Consider the following 19,375-nt stretch of genomic DNA (forward strand, 5'->3'; position numbering starts at 1 on the left):
AGAGGCGCAAAAAGAGCGGATCGGTCATGGCCTTTCCGCTCTTTTTTAGTTTTAAGTTAGACGCGAGACTATTTGTCTTCGTCTTTGGCGTCATCCTTGTCGTCCATCGAAGATGACGGCGGCGGTGGCGGCGGAGCGGCACCGGGCTCGATCGTGATATCGATCGATTTTGATTCCTTCTTTTCGCCCTTGTCGTTGATCATATCCGCGGTTAGCTTGAACTTGCCGCCCTTCATTCCCATAGGGATCGGGAGCGAGTACTTAGCGGTTCCGCTCGACGGCAGTTCCACCTTGACATCACCGGCAGTCATGGCGGTGCCCTTGTCATCAGCCAAGCTGAACTTGACGGTAACTTTATCCATCGAGTTCGAAATTACGGCGTCAGCAAAGATCGTGTCCCCAGCCTTGAAGGTGGTCGTTTCGGTCTTGGCGTCCTTATCCTTAAACGTCTTAAAGCTGCTCATATTCGCGGTCGAGAAGCTACAAGCTGATGCGACGGCGACGACAGCGATCGATATAAGTATTAAAAATTTAGTCTTCACGTTAGATTCTCCTTCGGTACTAAAAGATTCAGACATTGATCCCAGTTGTGGTTGGAATTCGAGGAGAATAGCTTGCTCTTAAACATAAGTCAACGCGAAATGCGACAATCGCGCGTAAATTTATGACCGGGTTGCGAGAAAGGGCCCTAAAGCAGATAATCAATAGCATATGAATTGGCTAGAAAATGGTGAATTGATGGCGGCCATCGGCGAGTTTCTCGCTGAGGATATTGGCCGCGGTGACATTACGACCAAAGCGACGGTTCCGCCCGATACCCGCGGGATCGGACGTTTTTTGGCGAAGGAGTACCTGGTACTGTGTGGCCTAGATGTTGCGGAAGCAGTGTTTTTCCACCTCGACCCGGACAACGCTGAGATCGAAACGACCGCTAACGAGGGCGACGAGATCGAAGAGGGAACGGTTTTTGCCACACTGAAGGGCTACGCCGACGTTCTATTGGTCGGCGAGCGTACCGCTCTAAATCTGATCCAGCGTCTGAGCGGTATCGCAACGCTTACCCGGCAGTATGTAAAGGCCGTCGAGGGTACCAATGCCTCGATCGTTGACACACGAAAGACGACGCCCGGACTGAGGGCTCTCGAGAAGTATGCGGTCAGGATCGGCGGCGGTAAAAATCACCGAATGGGCCTCGATGACGGCGTTCTGATCAAGGACAATCACATTGCACTTGCCGGTGGTATTACCGAGGCCGTAAAAGCCGCCAAGAATAGCGTCGGCCATCTGCACAAGATCGAAGTTGAGATCACCAATTGGGCACAACTTCGCGAAGCAATGCTGGCGGGCGCCGAGATCGTGATGCTCGACAACCAAACTCCTGAGGAAACGGCAAAGCTTGTCGGTATGGCCCGCGACATCAACCCTTCGGTTCTGATCGAGGCGTCGGGTGGTATGGATCTCGACCGTGTTCGTTCCTATGCTGAGGCAGGCGTTGATCTGATCTCGGTGGGTCGTCTGACACATTCGGCACGGGCAATGGATATTTCATTCAAGATCCAGATCGCGTAGGAAATCTCAGCGAAGAATAATACCAGAGGCCTAGAACAATTCTTCTCAGTAGCGTCTGTGTCGCTGGTAGCGATACTTCTTTTTCCAGTAGAATCTTAATTGGGAGAATCGAGAGTATAATCGCGATGGTGCATGCGATGCCGCCTTCGATGCCGTAGGTGGTGCCGGTTAGCCACATTGGGCCGGAGTCGATCTCTTTCAGCACCGGAGCGGTGACCAGATCGTTCATCCCGCTGACCTCTATTCCGAAGACCGATCCCTGAGCAAAGTTCCACATCAGGTGCAACCCCCACACGAACCACAGGTCGCGAGTCCTTAAATACGCAACACCGAACCAGATCCCGGCAAGGACGGTGTTAGCGGTCGAGATCAGTCCGGCGTTGGGATTGCCTAGATGAACCGCCCCAAAAAAAACGGCCGTAATGGCGATCGCAAGCCAGGCAAGTCCGGATCGGGCAAATGTTTGGAGTATATAGCCGCGGAAAAGCGATTCTTCGAATGCCGACGCCACAGCAAAGACCAAAAATGATGATAGCAGCGAAACGGCAACTGCCTTTGTGCCGCTGCTATTATTAAGTTCGAAACGCATTCCGCCAAAGATCATCGCGATCGCGACGGAAACGCCGAGCGTGCAACCCCCGAGTGCGAGGCCATATAAAAAATTACGAAACCACGGTCCCGTAAATGCCGCCCCGAGAGCCCTGTAAGGCAATCCTTCAAAGAGCTTGCCGCAACCCCAACCGACCAACAGTGCCGGAATCAGTGAAAGCACGCCGTTTGCAACTAAAAAGGGAGGTGTGCCCGGAAGAATATCGAACCCCAGGACACTCAGCAGTGCGAAGCCCGCCGAGAAGAACAAAAGGCCCGAAAATCCGAACGCGATGACGAATACGATCGCCCGCCAACCGCTTCTGACGCGGTCGTCTTTGCCAAAAATTATCTGATTCTTAATCTTCAAGCGATTCGATGATAGCGAAATTAGCCACTGTGGGCAAAAGGCGGCCCGGACATTTGCGTTTATGCTAAAATTGCCAAAAGTAATGGTCGAAACAGTGCCGCAAAAACCAAAGCGCAAGGTTCCTTGGGTCCTCGGCCTCGTGGTATTAGCTCTATTGTTTTTTCTAGTATTGCTTCAATCCTCCAATCTCTGGAAGACATTTTCAGCCGAAACGGCCAGCGACACACTGTTGCTTTACGCACTTTCGTCCCTGAATTTCGTAGCCTTTGTCGTTTTCGGGTTTATCTTTTTGCGGAGCATCGCGAAGCTGCTTCGTGAGCGGCGAGAGTTTCAGATCGGTGCTCGTATCAAGACACGCTTGCTCGGATATTTTGCGATCGTGAGTTTGCTGCCGATCCTCGCTATGGCCGGTTTTTCGTACTTGTATATGAATCGGGCTCTCGAGCGATGGTTCACGCAGATACCGGAGAACGTCGTTCGTGAGGCACGAGAAGTTCAGAGTCAATCCATAGCGGACAGAACGTCCAGGTTGGATGATGCCGCCAAGATGATTGCCGCCCTGATAGAGCGATCTCAACCGTCCGAGGCAGACCTTGCAAAGATCGCGGACGCGGGAAAACTGGCACATATCGAGGTGCTCGCTAAGGATAATCGCACGATCGCCGTTTTTGACCGCGACGTTGGCCCTGAACAACGTGTCGAACTCGATTCGATCGTCAATCTGATCCGCACGGATAAACTTAGTGAACGTGAGCTAAAAGACGGCATTGGTTTTGATGCCGCCGTTGTTCCGATGGCGGGCGACCGCAAGTTGATGATCGTGCCTGATCCATACAGCGGTCAGAACGTCGGGCAGATCGTCGAAAACTCTTTATTGGAATTTGACCGACTTAAGGACAAGCAGGCGAACGTCCGCTGGGTGGGACTACTGACGCTGGGAGTGCTCACCTTTCTGTTGATCTTTGCGTCCTCGTGGATCGCTTTTTATATCGCCCGCGGCCTTACCGTGCCGATCAAGGCACTTGCCGAAGGTGCTGACGAGATCGCTCGCGGAAATCTTGGGTTCCACGTGGACGCTTTTGCCGAGGACGAGCTAGCTCTATTAGTTTCGGCTTTCAACGAGATGTCTGCCCGCCTCCAAGCAAACTCGACCGAGTTGACACAACGCCAGCGATATATCGAAACGGTTGTCGCAACGCTGCCCAATGGGGTCATCTCGTTTGATCAGCGGGGGCTGGTCGGCACCATCAATCCCGCAGCATTGAATATACTAAGGCTTGAGGTCGCGGATTTTGCGGGGGTCGAGATCGATAAGATCGTGCGGGATGAAAATTTGCCGGTCCTCGAACGGTTATTGTCGCGAGCAAAGCGCGTCGGTCACGCCTCGGAGCAAACAATTTTGAAGCGATCCCTCGCGGATGGGAGTACGGAGGTCTCGTCCGATCTGCCGGTCGTACTCACCGCCGCAGCGCTGCCTGACGATAACGGTGTGGTGCTGGTGATCGAGGATCTGTCTGAGTTGATCAGTGCGCAGCGGGCATCGGCTTGGCAGGAGGTCGCCAGGCGAATGGCTCACGAGATTAAAAACCCGCTGACCCCGATCCAACTATCCGCTGAGCGGATCGCCAAGAAGTGCGTAGAGACGCCATTGGTGGCAAATGCGGACGTGGGAATACACACAAGTGTCGGCCCCGAGCAGGCACGAAGGATCGTAAAGGAAGGAACCGACACGATACTTCGCGAGGTCGAAAGCCTCAAGGCAATGGTCGATGAATTTTCGCGATTCGCCCGCCTGCCAAATGCTAAGCTCGAAACTTGCGGTATAAATGACATCGTTCGACGATCGCTATCAATGTATCAGGATCGTGTAGCCGACCTCGCAATTATCGCCGACCTAAGCGAAGACCTGCCGGACGTGTCAGCGGATGCCGAGCAGTTAAAGCGAGTATTTGTTAATCTGATACAGAACGCTATCGAGGCATTTCCGGCAGATTCAGAGGATCGCCAGATCAATATTTCGACTCGATATGAGATTGCCCGCGATCTGGTCGTGGTCGAGGTCGCGGACAACGGTGCCGGGATACTGCCGAGCGACTTGCAAAAGCTGTTTCAGCCCTATTTTTCGACCAAGGGACGCGGTACCGGTTTGGGCCTTGCGATCGTTCAGAGAATAATCGGCGAGCACCAGGGAAAGATAAAGGTGGCGGCAAATCATCCGCGTGGTGCTAAGTTCATTATCGAATTGCCGACAATTGGATAGATTCCTAATGATAAATTCAGTATTGATCGTTGACGATGAACCGGGGATCCGCGATAGCGCTTCGCGGCGTACTCGAGGACGAAGGAATAACTGTCGAATCTTGTTCGTCAGGCGAGGAGTGTCTGGATGTAGCCCGTAGAGACGATTTTAGCTGCATTTTGCTCGATATATGGCTTGGGACGGGCATCGACGGGCTTGAGACGCTGAGGCGGCTTAAATCAGAAGGGATCAGCTCATCGGTAGTTATGATCTCGGGCCACGGCAATATCGAAACAGCCGTAAAGTCCACGAAACTCGGGGCATTCGATTTTATCGAAAAGCCGCTTAGTCTGGAGCGGACGATCCTTACCGTCAAAAACGCGATCCGGCAATATCAGCTCGAGCAGACCAACTCACAACTGCAATCCGAACTTGCGGAGCAATATGCAATGGTCGGTGAATCTATTGCAATGCGGGCACTGCGCAAACAGATCTCGATCGTCGCACCGTCCGACGGACGCGTACTGATCTCAGGCGAGAGCGGCACCGGCAAGGAACTGGTGGCGAGAGCCATTCACGCTCAGTCGAAACGCCGAAACGCCGCTTTTGTCGAGATCAACTCAGCGGCAATTCCCGAAGAATTGGTCGAGTCTGAGCTATTCGGTCACGCAAAAGGTGCATTCTCCGGCGCGATGAAGGCCAAGAAGGGCAAGTTTGAGATCGCCGACGGGGCGACGCTCTTTTTAGATGAGATCGGAGATATGTCGCCGCGCGTACAGGCCAAGATGCTACGGGTTTTGGAGGAGCAGCGATTTGAACCGGTCGGCAGTAATACGCCGGTATCGGTGGATGTCCGCGTGATCTCGGCGACCAATAAACCGCTCGACGGGCTGATCGAGAACGGCAATTTCAGGTCGGATCTGTTCTATCGTCTGAATGTGATCCCGTTTCAGATACCGCCACTCCGCGAACGACCCGAGGACATACCGCTGCTGGTCGATCATTTTAACAAAAGATTTTCTGCCGCTTACGTCAAAAAGCCGAAACAGTTCGACGATGACGCGATGGCCGTGCTTCGCTCGAACAACTGGCTTGGTAACGTCCGTGAGCTCAAAAATACGATCGAACGCGTTGTCATTATGTCGGCAAAGGAATCGGTCACACCCGCAGATCTACCCGAAATGGAGGCCGCGAACGAACAACCCGCGATCAGCTTTCGCTTTCAAACCTTTAAGGACGCAACCGACGCGTATCAGCGTGAGTTCATTCAGCACAAGCTCGCCCAATTCGACGGCAACGTAGCCCGTGCCGCCGAGGATATGGGCGTCGACCGCAGTCACCTCTATCGCAGAATGCGAAATCTCGGCATCAAGTCGTAGTTTCCAAACCCAATTTATCCACCTTCAGAGAGCGAATCTCCCGACAAAACGTATCTGCGTTGTCGAAAGAATATTTTCTGTTGACAAATCCTAAATAGTAGATATACTTAGTCTACAAAACGCACATTATTCGTCAAAAGGATGATATCCGGCCCGAGTTTTAGACGTCGGAGTTGTTGGTGGATAACCAAAGTTTTGAACTTGGTGAAGGAACAAAGGTCGGAGACTGGACAGACTCTCATTAATTCTTCCATAACGGCGACATTGTGAGTTGTTCAATTTCCCCACTCAACCTCAAAAAGCTTAGAAACCACTGGGAGAGTGGCCGGCCCTTACCAGAGCACGTACAAAACGTAATCGGTTGCTCTCCCAGAGTTTCTAGGACTGTTTGACACGATTTATTACTCAGACGCAAGGCACATTGGCCATAGTTCTGCTAATCTTGCCTTAAGTTTTGGACAATGTTTGAAAAGTATTTTATTGAAGTGCATTGAAATATATGCGGGTTCTTGAGTTTCGCTTTGTAGGAAATACAAAGTTTAGGTCATCAACGACCATTTTTTGAATTTATTGAAATTGTGTGAGATTTGGATCCGCAAATTTGGGAGAAGATATTTATGTTACGTCAAATCATTGACATTCGACCCACGATCACTGGCAAAGTTATAGCAACAGTAATGCTGTTTGTGACCATCGTACTTTTCCACGTCACAGCTCCGGCTCAGTTCAGTGGCTCAATAACACCACAGTCATCCGGTAGCAACCAGGTTCACGTGGTGGGCTCGATCAATAGCACGTTCTATCAGATCCTAAGCTTTTTTGGCTTTGGTTCCGACGACAACAAAAAGGGCGTCAAACCGAAAGTCAGTCCAATGGTGGACTCAGTTGATGAAATTGAGCGTGGACAAGAATTCCCGATCCGGGCTCGATCGCATCAACCGCTCCGTGTTCTCCGTCTGGGAATCCGGTCATCACCGTGCCGGGCACTTATCCTACGATCCAACTGGCGATAAATAGTGCAGATCCCGCAGGCGGTGACACCATCCAACTCAGTGCGGGAACATACACTGAACAAATTGTCATCAACAAGTGTGTAAACATTGTCCGGAGCAGGACAGGGGTCGACGACAATCCAGTCGCCCAGCGGTATTAACCACAAGCTCACTTCCGGCCATCGGCGCTAGCCGCGCGACGATAGTAAAGTCCTTCGAAATTCTGCAATATCGATTTCTGATCTTACTATTGCCGGCCCGGTGCCTTTTTCCGCTCCAGGAGTTTCTGGTGTACTCGTAGTTCAGAGTGCAGAACTTAAAATGACGAATGTCCGCGTAACCGCACGATCCACAAATCGACTGGTATCGACGGGAACTCAAAATGGCCCAACGCAATTGTTGCAGGATCGAATGTTTTCAATCGGGTAGGATCCTTAGATCTTGCGAATGTAACCGTCGATGATTATCAAAAGACAGGTATTATCGTTGACCGCCTTGCATCACTTTAACAATGACCGGCGGTAGTGTTACTGGCATTGGTTCAACCGCCATCAGTGCTCAGAATGGCATTCAAATTGGACGGCGTGCGTCAGCAACAATTTCAAATAGTTCTATATCGGGGCATATGTACACTCCCCTGTTGGTAGTTTTTCGACAGGTATATTAGCTTTTTAATAGCACCTCTACGACGTTAACTGCGACATCCGTGTCAAATAATGATGTTGGCCTATATAGTCTTTTGGATACTTCGAATCCTGTGACCGCGCCAACTCCGTTTCACCAACGCTCACTGCAACTGCGAACACTTTCAGCAACAATCCAAGTTGGGGCATGATCTTTGAGACAGCAGCGACGACCGTTACTGATAACAATTTTACGGGCAGTAATGTTGGCATCAGGCTACCCGATCAACGGCCAATCCGTCAGCGTTCTTCGAAACTCCGATCACTTCGTACGGTTGGGTCGGCAGTATTGGTATCGATATGGACGATTGGGGTGCTGTTCCTTCCTGTCGATCCCACGCCTACAGTATCCGCCGTGATCAATACATCTATTGCAATGCGGGCACTGCGCAAACAGATCTCGATCGTCGCACCGTCCGACGGACGCGTACCTGATCTCAGGCGAGAGCGGCACCGGCAAGGAACTGGTGGCGAGAGCCATTCACGCTCAGTCGAAACGCCGAAACGCCGCTTTGTCGAGATCAACTCAGCGGCAATTCCCGAAGAATTGGTCGAGTCTGAGCTATTCGGTCACGCAAAAGGTGCATTCTCCGCGCGATGAAGGCTAAGAAGGGCAAGTTTGAGATCGCCGACGGGCGACGCTCTTTTAGATGAGATCGGAGATATGTCGCCGCGCGTACAGGCCAAGATGCTACGGTTTGGAGGAGCAGCGATTTGAACCGGTCGGCAGTAATACGCCGGTATCGGTGGATGTCCGCGTGATCTCGGCGACCAATAAACCGCTCGACGGGCTGATCGAGAACGGCAATTTCAGGTCGGATCTGTTCTATCGTCTGAATGTGATCCCGTTTCCAGATACCGCCACTCCGCGAACGACCCGAGGACATACCGCTGCTGGTCGATCATTTTAACAAAAGATTTTCTGCCGCTTACGTCAAAAGCCGAAACAGTTCGACGATGACGCGATGGCCGTGCTTCGCTCGAACAACTGGCTTGGTAACGTCCGTGAGCTCAAAAATACGATCGAACGCGTTGTCATTATGTCGGCAAAGGAATCGGTCACACCCGCAGATCTGCGAAATGGAGGCCGCGAACGAACAACCCGCGATCAGCTTTCGCTTTCAAACCTTTAAGGACGCAACCGACGCGTATCAGCGTGAGTTCATTCAGCACAAGCTCGCCCAATTCGACGGCAACGTAGCCCGTGCCGCCGAGGATATGGGCGTCGACCGCAGTCACCTCTATCGCAGAATGCGAAATCTCGGCATCAAGTCGTAGTTTCCAAACCCAATTTATCCACCTTCAGAGAGCGAATCTCCCGACAAAACGTATCTGCGTTGTCGAAAGAATATTTTCTGTTGACAAATCCTAAATAGTAGATATACTTAGTCTACAAAACGCACATTATTCGTCAAAAGGATGATATCCGGCCCGAGTTTTAGACGTCCGGAGTTGTTGGTGGATAACCAAAGTTTTGAACTTGGTGAAGGAACAAAGGTCGGAGACTGGACAGACTCTCATTAATTCTTCCATAACGGCGACATTGTGAGTTGTTCAATTTCCCCACTCAACCTCAAAAGCTTAGAAACCACTGGGAGAGTGGCCGGCCCTTACCAGAGCACGTACAAAACGTAATCGGTTGCTCTCCCAGAGTTTCTAGGACTGTTTGACACGATTTATTACTCAGACGCAAGGCACATTGGCCATAGTTCTGCTAATCTTGCCTTAAGTTTTGGACAATGTTTGAAAAGTATTTTATTGAAGTGCATTGAAATATGCGGGTTCTTGAGCGATCGGCATTTGGCCCACGAGGTAAGCACGACCAACTGCTCGGACCTATATACTTTCAGTGACCCAAAAGAGTTAGAGGCAATCTTTGTTGCCGAAATGAATTGAGAGGTTTTATTTATTAGAATTATGGGGTTTTAGGCCGTTTCCACGGCATTTCTCGCTCCCGTCGAACGAGAGATTCCCAGAATATTCTATTTTTGGCTTCGTTCGCCGTGCGACGTTGCATCACCAGCATCGGCATCCCACGACCTGCGATCCGGCTTTTGAAATGAAAGGAGAAGAATGATGAGTTACAAGAGATCTATTTTCATCGCAGTATTTGCCGCGTGTAGCGTGGCGGTGCTTGCGAGCAATGTACTGGCGGCTGAGATCATGCCGAGTTATGCGACGTTGCCAACCGGTTGGGTCGTTGACCGATATGAACCTGTATCTTTCACTAACGTCGGCCCGTTTCAAGGTCGGCCGGATGTATTGGGAATAAGCATCGGCCCCTCAACCGATTCTGCAAATCGTGGTGGTCAGAGTGGTACTTTCTACAACACACAGGGTCGTCAGTTTACTTTCTCGTTGCCACAAGGCCCCGGTTCGATGCTTTCATCAGTACTTTATATCCCTGCGGCATGGGCGAATCAGGCATCAGGTGCTGTCCGAACCGATATGTGGGGAGTGATGGTTGATGGATCTAATGCGGTAACTGCATACCCAGTTATTGGCTTTACAAATTACGGCGGAATCGCACGGCTTAGGGTTTATAATGTCGATACTGGTCTTTGGACAGATCTACCTGGCCCAGTCAATTATGATGCGTGGACCCGTCTATCGATAGAATTAACGCCCACGACTTTGAATTACTATGTCAATGGAGTATTAGTCAACACACAAACTGACATTAATGGTTCGGTAGCCTTTGGGGCAACGATCATGCAGGCTTATAACTTTGCCGATCCCGCGATCGCTCCACCGGCACTCTCGACTGCTGCATATACTGCACATTGGAGCAACATCGCACTTACCAGTATTGTTGATGACGATTCAGTTTGCCCCGGTGCATCGTACACAACAATCGGAGCAGCAATTACAGCTGCTGCATCGGGTGACACGATCAGCGTCTGCCCGGGCACATATAATGAAAGCCCGACGATCACCAAGTCACTTACTGTCCAATCGACGGGCGGGCGTGAAGTGACGACGATTCAGTTGCCTCCATCAAATGCTCCCGGAGTCGGGTATCTGGGGAGTGTCTATATCAATTCCCCAACGGCTGACGTCGTAATCGATGGCTTTACAATAATCGGTAACGATGCCGCCAATCCTGTACTGGCAAACTCCAATGTGGTTTCCCAAGCCTCCAATTCGTTAAATGTGACAAACAGTCGCCTTAAGGTCGGTGCTCGCGACGGCGGGACAAACAATGATGACGGTATCGGTGTACTCACGACTTTCAGTATTGGAGCGGGTGCGGTATCAGTAACAAACAATGAGTTCATGCCTGTCAATGCCGAGGGGGCGCGAGCGTTCTATATTAATCCCGGTACCGGTACTACTTTCAACTTCCAGAATAATCAGGTCACCGGTCACTTCACCAAAAACGCGGCAACCGAATGCGGAGGCCTAATTTCTGGTAATAAGTTCACCGGTACAGGGGCGTCTGGCGGTTTTGGTGCCTACAACTTTGGTGGACCGGCTTGCGGCGATCCCGGGACGTACACAAATAACAGCGTTACTGGTGCCACGACCGGAATGTACATAACCGGAGCTAACGGTGTAGTACTCACGGGTAACAGCTTTACGGACAACGTAACCGGAATTTTTATTACGGACGTAGATGTAACGGGTACGGTCGCCCATTTCAATCGCATTGCAAATAACTCGTCAGCTGGTATAGAAAACGCCACTGCCTCTGTGGTCGACGCCGAAAATAACTGGTGGGGCTGCAACTACGGTCCCGGAGTCGGAGGCACAGGCTGTGCAGGAACTGCAAATGGTATTACAGGTGCCGGAGCGGCAAATGTTGATGCTGATCCATGGCTGAGGCTTACCACTTCGGCAGCAACTCCGACTGTCATTGTTGGAGGAACCGACGTCGTTTCATCACTGTTAACTACCAACTCGGACAATAATACGCCGGGCGGCGGCTTTATTTGGAACGGCACGCCTGCGACTTTCGTCGGCACAAATGGCGCAGTTGCTCCACCGAGCAGCACGACTACTTCCGGAGCGACGGGCACGATTTTCACGGGTACGGTTCCCGGAGTCGGCGGCGTTGCAACGACAGTTGACGGTCAAACCGTCAGTGCTCCGATTACTGTTTATAACGCGGCATGCGCGGCGATCTCGATCCCGTTGAATATTCCGACACTCAGGAATCAGCAGGTGACGGTTCCGATCTATTCGGATCTATTGACGGGTCGTAATGCCCTTGGTTACGTGACGACGATCACATATGACTCGTCCAAGCTGGGCTACAACGGGTTAGATAGTACCGGGACGTTGAGCAGCGGACTATCTTTCACTGTTGATAATTCGATGCCGGGAACCTTGCAGATATTTGCATTCGGTGCTGTTCCAATGTCGGGTTCGGGAGTGATGGTGAACCTATTGTTCCAGGCCAACGGCACGATCGACGCAGTTCCGACCCCGATCACGTTCACGAGTTACTCGTTCAATGAGGGAAATCCGTGTTCAACGACAACGGACGGTAGCGTGAAGATCATTTCAGGTGATATTAGCGGGCGCGTGACCTTTGCACTAAACGGCGCAAACGGCGTACCGAATGTAGCCATGAATGCAACCGGCACTTCGCCTGCTGTTACGACCAATACGAACTATGCTGGATTACCGGGCACGTGGGGAAATTACACGTTGACCGGATTTGGCTCAGGCCCGTATACAGTGACGCCGGCTAAGGCTATGCAGCCTGCCCAGTCGGGTCCGACGATCAACGGAATTACTCCGTCAGATTCGGCCTGTATCGCTCAATGGGGAGTCGGTCAAACATGCGTAACGACTGCTAGTCCAACAACTTCCGTTCCGGCTCCGGGATCAGCCAGATTCAGAGCTGCGGACGTTACTAAGAACGGCACATTGTCGCCGCTCGATGCAGCCTACATTGCTCAGTTCTCGGTCAACACGCCGAATCCGGGCTTTGCAGGAACTTGGGAGTTTATTAATCCGAGCACTTCTTACACTCAGGCTCAGATAGAAACCGGAGTTTCGGGTCAGGACTATACGGCCATCCTGCTCGGCGACGTAACCGGCAACTGGAATCCGGCGATCGCAGGTGGCAATCGTCCGGCTCCGGTCGACCCTGAGTCGCAGAAGGATGCGGTCACGGCCGCTGCTGGTGATCTTCAGGCAGCACCGGGTGCTCCCGTTACTGTTCCGGTCAGTATCCGCAATCTGGCGGGACGCGGTGTGACGGCTTACCAGTTCGACGTCATTTACGATCCGAGAGTACTCGAGACGCTGGAAACAGCGGCCGGGCTTTCCGGAACGGTAAGCGACGGTATGAGCGTGGTGTTCAACAGCACGGAACCGGGACGCCTGCGGGTCGCGGTCTATGGAGCTACTTCGGTCGCCGGCGACGGTAACCTGATCGACCTTCACTTCCGAGCCATCGGAGCAGTTGGAACAGCATCAACGCTGTCCATCGATTCGCTGGTGCTCAACGAAGGCGGCATTGGGATCTTGACCCGCGACGGTCAGGTGAGAGTTGCTACGGCAGAGCAGGGCACGATCCGAGGCAACCTCCTTACCGCAACCGGCCAGGGAGTGGTCAACGCCCGAGTGAATCTTACCAGCACCACCGGTGAGAAACGTTCGGTCTTGTCATCCTCGTTCGGCGGCTTTGAGTTCGGCGGCCTTACGACGGGTGAGACCTATACCGTGACGGTCAACTCGAAGCGGTTCACCTTTAGCCCCAGAACAGTCAGCGTCGTTGACGCCGTGACCACTCTGGACATAATCGCTGAACAATAGTTCGGCGACCGGTCGAGGGGACGGTCGATGATCGTCCCCTCGATTTTTTTTAAGACACTATCCCCCGGATTGCCGGGTTGGAATGTACGCGTTAGAAGCACGTTTCCTTTTATCGCGGGGGAGAATATATGAAGCAGTTTTACATCACATTCTTGATGATCCTTAGTTTTGGCGCCGCTGCTATCGCCTCCGGCCAAGCCGTGACTGTCACCGCTCCGACCCAGTTTGTTCTTGTCGGCTCGACGCCGACACTTGCTATAACGGCGTCGGACACGACAGGCCTCGGAATACTGGGTTACAGGGGCGAGATAACCTACAACCCGAACGTAATCGTCGTCGTTGGAGGCAATGCCGGCTGCAATGTCTCGGGCACGATCAGCAGCTCGTTCGTCGCATTTTGCAGTGATAATTTTGTCAATGCGACGACTCGAAGAATTGATTTCTTCACTTCGGGTGCTGTCCCGCTTACGGGTGCCGGAGATTTGATCAAATTCAATTTTACGGTTGTCGGAGCTGCCGGAACATCTTCGCCACTCACTTTCACTGATTTCTTCTTCAACGAGGGTGGTCCATTCGATCCTATTGATGTCACTGTCAACGGCCTTATAACTATCGTACCGGCGAGTGCTGCGGCAGCATCGCTCAGCGGCAGAGTTGTGGCTCAAGACGGAAGACCATTGCCCAGAATCCGAGTCACGCTTATAGATGCTTCTGGGGATGTAAGCCAAGCGATCTCTAGTGTTTTCGGGTACTATCGATTTGACGATGTTCAGATCGGTCAATCGTACCTTCTGCAGGCAAGTTCTAAATCCTATTTGTTCGTGCCGAAGGTCGTTACGTTAGGCGACGAACTGAATGAGATCGACATTATTGCGTTGCCTTAATGTTTAGCTCTTCAATGACGGGGATAGTGAAAAAGGCGGGGAGCAATTCTCGCTTTGTTCCGTTTTGAAATAGAGTTTCGTTCAGAATATCAGCGTTGAGCGGTCGATGGGGTCTATGAAGTTTTAGCGGGATGGAAGATCGTTGCGGCGATTTGCATGACAAATTATTTTGTCCGCCGTTGTGATCGGGTGGAAATCGATTTGAACGGAACCGCAGGTATCTGTATGCCCCTCTTTCCCTATTTTCCTGCCGCAAGTTCTGCAAGGAACTCGTTGATTTTTTCGGCTTGGTCTGGTGGTAGGTCATCCTTGCCGTAGCGGACGCGATTGTCGGTTTCGGTGACGAACAATGCTTCAGGGATGCCGGACTCGCGGGCTAACTCGAGCGGGGTTAACGTTTGCGGCCGGAACGAGACAGGTGGTGACGATCACGTTCGATACGATACTCGCACCATTGGCATTCAGCACACCGGTAACGTTTGGAGACACACCGATCGTGAGAGACGTGATCAGCACCAACGCTGATCCGCTTTTTGCAACATATGCGGACGGGGCAGTCACCTTTGCCACGGGATTAGAATCAGACGTTACGCCACGGTTTAGCGGTGACAATATACTAACCGTAACCGATTACACGCAAACCGGGCTTTTGCCGTCGGGCTTGACACCCAATCCATCGTTTAACGAGTTTCAGCGTGCCGATTCGGCCCCATCGAAACAAGGGGAGACGGTTTTATTACTGTGGCCGATTATGTCCAAGCTGGCCGTTATGCAGTATCACTTGACGATGGTTCTCCGGTGGTGAATCAAATCAGTGATGCGGCAGCCAGAGCTCTGCCGGCGACATTTGTGTCGGGCACAATAGACATTTCCGGAACCGCATCAAACGGTTTTTCGGTTAGCGGAACTGTGGTTTCCTCGAGTGGAATGCCAATTTCAAATGTGACGATCGTTTTGACGGATCGTACCGGAATTGCTCGAAGTGCGAACTCAAATCCATTCGGATTCTTCGAGATTAAAAATATTCCGACTGGAGTGGTATATACGCTTTCGGCGACGTCAAAGCGTTATTCGTTCCCGACGAGTACGGTCGTAATGAACGCGGATCTAGTCGGAATCGATCTTGTCGCAGACCCATAGAATGCCGACAAAATGTGGTACGAATTAACTGGGAATGCTCTCCGATAAATAAAATGGCTGCTCTAGCTTCCAGCACTAGAACAGCCATTTCTTTTTGCTTCGATATCGGACTCTATTTCTTAATTACAGGAAATCCGCGTTTGATCATCAATGCATCCACGATCGGGTCACGCCCTCGGAAATTACGGTAAGCTTGGGCCGGGTCGATCGTGTTTCCGACCGAGAAGATAAAATCCTTTAGCCTTTTACCGACCTTTTTATCGTATGGGCCGCCTGCTTCGGTAAAGGCTCCGTAAGCATCCGCAGTGAGAACATCCGACCATAGATAGCTGTAATATCCGGCCGAGTAACCGTCGTTCGCGAAGATATGTCCGAATTGTGGCGTTCGATGCCGCATTACTATCTCATTAGGCATCCCGAGAGCGGCAAGAGTCTCCTTTTCGAATGCATCGGGATCGATCTTTTTGTCACCCGCCAGATGTAGTTTCATATCGACGAGTGCACTTGCGAGATATTCGGTAGTCTCAAAGCCCTGATTGAACGTACCTGCTTTTTCGATCTTATCTACAAGTGCTTGCGGAATCGGTTTGCCGGTCTTATAGTGCAGGGCAAATTTTTGGAGCACTTCGGGCGTTGACATCCAGTGTTCCATCAACTGAGAAGGGAACTCGACATAATCGCGGGCAACATTTGTTCCTGACAACGTCGGAAAGGTTACGTTCGACGACAATCCATGGAGGGCGTGGCCAAACTCGTGAAACATCGTTTCAGCATCATCCCAAGAGATGAGGACCGGTTCGCCGGGATTGCCCTTAACAAAATTCGCATTATTTGAGACGATCGTCGTGATGTCGCCGTCCAGTCGGTTTTGATTTCGGTAGGCGTTCATCCAAGCTCCCGAACGCTTGCCGTCCCGGGCATATGGGTCGAAGTACCACACTCCGATATGCTTACCGGTGGACTTGCTCTTCACCTCATAAACCGAAACGTCAGGATGATACACTGCGATACCGCTCAGCGGTGTGAACGAAAAATCAAATATCTCACCCGCTACCCAGAACATCGCGTCGCGTATCTTATCTAGCTGCAGATAAGGTTTGACTTCGTTCTGGTCGAGGTCATATTTGTCTTTACGAACCTTCTCGGCATAGTAGCGATAGTCCCAGGCTTCGATCTTGATCTTGGCACCTTCCTTATTCGCAAGTGCCTGCATGTCGGCTACTTCTTCTTTAACACGACCAATTGCGGCGGGCCAGACGCCCTCCATCAGTTTCATCGCATTTTCAGGTGTCTTTGCCATCTGCGGTTCCAAACGCCAATGGGCGTGCGTGGCGTAGCCGAGCAACTTAGCCCTTTCGGCCCGCAGTTGCAGGATCTCAGGAATAATGCCGTTATTGTCGCGCGCGTCGCCGTTGTCACCGCGATTGATGAACATCTTAAACGCTTTTTCGCGAAGGTCACGGCGATCTGAGTAGGTCAGGAATGGGTCGATCGACGAGCGAGTGTTGCGGATCATCCATTGGCCGGCCTTACCCTTGGAAGTAGCCGCGGCAGCGGCAGAATCCTTGAGCGATTGCGGCAACCCTGCAAGATCGGCCTCGGAGGTCAATACAAGGTTCAGTTGACCCTCATCACCTAAAAGATTTTGGCTGAATTTGGTAAACAGCCCGGCAAGTTTCTGATTGATCTCAGCAAGCCGAGCTTTTTTCGCTGCATCGAGCTTTGCGCCTTGTCGGACGAAGTCAGTGTAGTATTTCCAAACCAAGCGATATTTCTCGCCCTTGACAGATCTCTTTTTGACTCGAGATCATAAACTGCCTTAATACGATTAAAAAGTGCCGAGTTCTGAGTGATCTTGTCTCCGTGGGCAGCGAGGGCCGGCTCCATTTCAGTCTGAATCGGTTCGAAGTCATCCGAACTCATACTGGTCGACCAAATGCCGTAGATCGTCGAGACACGATCAAGCATTTGTCCCGAACGCTCGATAGCGGCGATCGTGTTTTCAAACGACGGCTTCGCCGGGTTTGACGCGATCGTGTCCACCTCTTTCAGATTTTCGGCCATCGCGGTTTCAAGCGCAGGCTTAAAATCCGCGATCTTGACCTTGTCAAAAGGCGGTAAACCGCCGTATGGCCCGGCCCATTTCGCCGTCAAAGGATTTACGGCCGCTTCAGCGATCGCAGTCGTTTTTATTGAACTGTTTGTCATAAACATCGCGATCCCGAATACACCCAGACCAAGTGCCGCGAGACGGTAACCAAGCTTTTTGTACATCTATTGTGTCTCCTGAATTTGTAGAACTATATTAATGTTTTACGTGTCTAGCTACAAATGTCCGCAAAAATGAAAACGCAAAAGAAAATTGCGTGGTGCCATTGTGATGTATAGAATTCGCAGAGTGTTGCAGATATCGAACTGCCCGTGTAAGGATCCTTAGAATGTAACCACTGGTAAGGGAGATTTCGGCCTTTGAGATAGGATAGAGAAGGAGGCTGAAGATGAAGAGGAGTAAGTTTAGTGAAGGGCAGGTATTGGGGATATTGAAAGCGGTGGAGAGGTCGAAGGTGGCTGAGGAGCCGCGAGCATTCGATCTCGGATTCGACGTATTTCAACTGGAAGGCGAAGTATGGCGGGATGACAGCGAGCGAGATCAAGAGGCTGCGGGAGCTTGAGGAAGAGAACGCAAAGCTGAAAGCGATGTACGCGGAGATGAGTTTAGAGAACCGAGCGTTGAAGGACTTCGAAAAAGGCTGGTGACGCCGTTGAGGCGAGAGGCGGTCGGGTATTTGAAAACGGAACATGAGCTTAGTGAGAGGCGTGCGGTGAAGCGGGTTGATATGAGACGGGTGTATCGGTACTGCCGCACAAAGGACGACGCGGTTGATCAAGCTCTGGGCAATCTCGCCAGAGACCATCCCGATCTCGGATTTGGGAAGTTCACGATCTGCTCAGCCACGGGCACGGTTGGAACCACAAGCGTGTGCACCGTGTTTACTGCGAGATGAAGCTGAACAAGCGTCGAAAGTATAAGCGGCGTGTTCCGACGAGGCATCCTGAGCCATTGACGGTTCCCGTCAGTGCGAACCAAAGCTGGTCGGCGGATTTCATGAGCGATGCATTGGGTGACGGACGTCGGTTTGCACCTTTAACGTGATCGACGACCACCGACGCAGGTGCTGGCAATCGAGATCGATCTCAATCTCGGAAGCAGAAGGGTCATCAGAGTGCTTGACCGGCTCGCCGAAACGAGAGGCCTGCCGCAGCGGATCCGATTCGATAAGGACCGGAGTTCACGAGCGTAGCAGTCGCGGACTGGGCCGAGCAGAACCAGGTCGAGCTCGCGTTCATCAAACCGGACGCCCAATGCAAAACGGCTACGTCGAGCGTTTTAACAGGACATATCGTCAGGCGATCCTCGATATGTATATCTTTGAAAGTTTGGACCAGGTACGAGAACTAACGGCCAAGTGGATCGATTTCTACAACCGCCGCGGCCGCGATGCTCTGGGAGGCAGCCTCCCAGAGCATCTCTGACACGTTCTCCTTAACCCGAAAACTCCAATTTAGACGGGTAACAATCAGGGGAGGTTTACACCCGGATCGAAAAGAAGCTGCGTTAATGCAAAAACGGACACCGTGGAGGTGTCCGTGAGTTGTTGATATGAATGGTACACCCGGCATGATTCGAACATGCGACCCCTTGATTCGTAGTCAAGTACTCTATCCAGCTGAGCTACGGGTGCTTAAAAGCAAGTAGATAGA

Annotated in this window: 16 protein-coding genes, 1 tRNA gene and 2 pseudogenes; 15 read left to right on the top strand and 4 right to left on the bottom strand. The window is 51.6% G+C overall.

Going from position 1 to position 19,375, the window contains the following annotated elements:
* Positions 1 to 68 precede the first annotated feature (68 nt).
* Positions 69 to 542, bottom strand: coding sequence for a hypothetical protein (locus IPQ00_00255; GenBank protein ID MBL0239002.1), 474 nt, complete (start codon positions 540 to 542; stop codon positions 69 to 71).
* Between the two features lie 196 nt (positions 543 to 738).
* Here IPQ00_00255 and nadC point away from each other — a divergent pair, with 196 nt between their 5' ends.
* A complete protein-coding gene (gene nadC, locus IPQ00_00260; GenBank protein MBL0239003.1) occupies positions 739 to 1,569 on the top strand; it encodes a carboxylating nicotinate-nucleotide diphosphorylase in 831 nt (276 codons plus the stop codon).
* On the opposite strand, the gene IPQ00_00265 is transcribed toward nadC, so the two are convergent.
* Positions 1,550 to 2,527 (bottom strand): CPBP family intramembrane metalloprotease, encoded by a 978-nt coding sequence (locus tag IPQ00_00265; protein MBL0239004.1) that lies wholly within the window; start codon positions 2,525 to 2,527, stop codon positions 1,550 to 1,552. The genes nadC and IPQ00_00265 overlap by 20 nt on opposite strands.
* Before the next feature lie 61 nt (positions 2,528 to 2,588).
* Between IPQ00_00265 and IPQ00_00270 the strand changes: the two genes are divergently transcribed.
* The 11 genes and pseudogenes from IPQ00_00270 (at position 2,589) to IPQ00_00320 (ending at position 15,613) form a co-directional block, all read left to right on the top strand.
* A complete protein-coding gene (locus tag IPQ00_00270; GenBank protein ID MBL0239005.1) occupies positions 2,589 to 4,787 on the top strand; it encodes a HAMP domain-containing protein in 2,199 nt (732 codons plus the stop codon).
* A gap of 7 nt (positions 4,788 to 4,794) precedes the next feature.
* A pseudogene (locus IPQ00_00275) lies at positions 4,795 to 6,145 on the top strand (sigma-54-dependent Fis family transcriptional regulator).
* Positions 6,146 to 6,762: 617 nt separating this feature from the next.
* Positions 6,763 to 7,158, top strand: coding sequence for a hypothetical protein (locus tag IPQ00_00280; protein MBL0239006.1), 396 nt, complete (start codon positions 6,763 to 6,765; stop codon positions 7,156 to 7,158).
* A 1,033-nt stretch (positions 7,159 to 8,191) separates the two neighbouring features.
* A complete protein-coding gene (locus IPQ00_00285) occupies positions 8,192 to 8,428 on the top strand; it encodes a sigma 54-interacting transcriptional regulator (GenBank protein ID MBL0239007.1) in 237 nt (78 codons plus the stop codon).
* Between the two features lie 42 nt (positions 8,429 to 8,470).
* On the top strand, positions 8,471 to 8,731 hold the full coding sequence (locus IPQ00_00290; protein ID MBL0239008.1) for a sigma 54-interacting transcriptional regulator: 261 nt from the start codon (positions 8,471 to 8,473) through the stop codon (positions 8,729 to 8,731).
* 54 nt (positions 8,732 to 8,785) lie between these two features.
* The gene (locus IPQ00_00295) at positions 8,786 to 8,953 is read left to right on the top strand and encodes a hypothetical protein (GenBank protein ID MBL0239009.1); all 168 of its coding nucleotides are present in this window, start codon (positions 8,786 to 8,788) and stop codon (positions 8,951 to 8,953) included.
* The gene (locus IPQ00_00300) at positions 8,901 to 9,098 is read left to right on the top strand and encodes a hypothetical protein (GenBank protein MBL0239010.1); all 198 of its coding nucleotides are present in this window, start codon (positions 8,901 to 8,903) and stop codon (positions 9,096 to 9,098) included. The genes IPQ00_00295 and IPQ00_00300 overlap by 53 nt, the downstream gene beginning before the upstream one ends.
* Positions 9,099 to 9,893: 795 nt before the next feature.
* The gene (locus IPQ00_00305; protein MBL0239011.1) at positions 9,894 to 13,589 is read left to right on the top strand and encodes a hypothetical protein; all 3,696 of its coding nucleotides are present in this window, start codon (positions 9,894 to 9,896) and stop codon (positions 13,587 to 13,589) included.
* A gap of 128 nt (positions 13,590 to 13,717) precedes the next feature.
* Positions 13,718 to 14,473, top strand: coding sequence for a carboxypeptidase regulatory-like domain-containing protein (locus IPQ00_00310; GenBank protein MBL0239012.1), 756 nt, complete (start codon positions 13,718 to 13,720; stop codon positions 14,471 to 14,473).
* Positions 14,474 to 14,822: 349 nt separating this feature from the next.
* A complete protein-coding gene (locus IPQ00_00315; GenBank protein ID MBL0239013.1) occupies positions 14,823 to 15,278 on the top strand; it encodes a hypothetical protein in 456 nt (151 codons plus the stop codon).
* Positions 15,275 to 15,613, top strand: coding sequence for a carboxypeptidase regulatory-like domain-containing protein (locus IPQ00_00320; protein ID MBL0239014.1), 339 nt, complete (start codon positions 15,275 to 15,277; stop codon positions 15,611 to 15,613). Before IPQ00_00315 ends, IPQ00_00320 begins: the two co-directional genes overlap by 4 nt.
* Positions 15,614 to 15,725: 112 nt before the next feature.
* Here IPQ00_00320 and IPQ00_00325 read toward each other — a convergent pair.
* Positions 15,726 to 17,827, bottom strand: a pseudogene (locus IPQ00_00325) (M3 family metallopeptidase).
* A 354-nt stretch (positions 17,828 to 18,181) separates the two neighbouring features.
* Here IPQ00_00325 and IPQ00_00330 point away from each other — a divergent pair.
* From IPQ00_00330 to IPQ00_00340, 3 genes are all read left to right on the top strand, one after another.
* Positions 18,182 to 18,370, top strand: coding sequence for a transposase (locus tag IPQ00_00330; protein ID MBL0239015.1), 189 nt, complete (start codon positions 18,182 to 18,184; stop codon positions 18,368 to 18,370).
* Between the two features lie 29 nt (positions 18,371 to 18,399).
* Entirely contained in the window at positions 18,400 to 18,618 is a 219-nt protein-coding gene (locus IPQ00_00335; GenBank protein MBL0239016.1) for a hypothetical protein, read from the top strand.
* Between the two features lie 358 nt (positions 18,619 to 18,976).
* Positions 18,977 to 19,147: a transposase gene (locus IPQ00_00340; protein ID MBL0239017.1), complete on the top strand. Its 171-nt coding sequence runs from the start codon at positions 18,977 to 18,979 to the stop codon at positions 19,145 to 19,147.
* Between the two features lie 132 nt (positions 19,148 to 19,279).
* Here the strand turns inward: IPQ00_00340 and IPQ00_00345 are convergent.
* Positions 19,280 to 19,356 (bottom strand) — tRNA-Arg (locus tag IPQ00_00345).
* Positions 19,357 to 19,375 lie beyond the last annotated feature (19 nt).

Source organism: Chloracidobacterium sp. (genome assembly GCA_016720705.1).
Taxonomy (GTDB): Bacteria; Acidobacteriota; Blastocatellia; order Pyrinomonadales; family Pyrinomonadaceae; genus OLB17.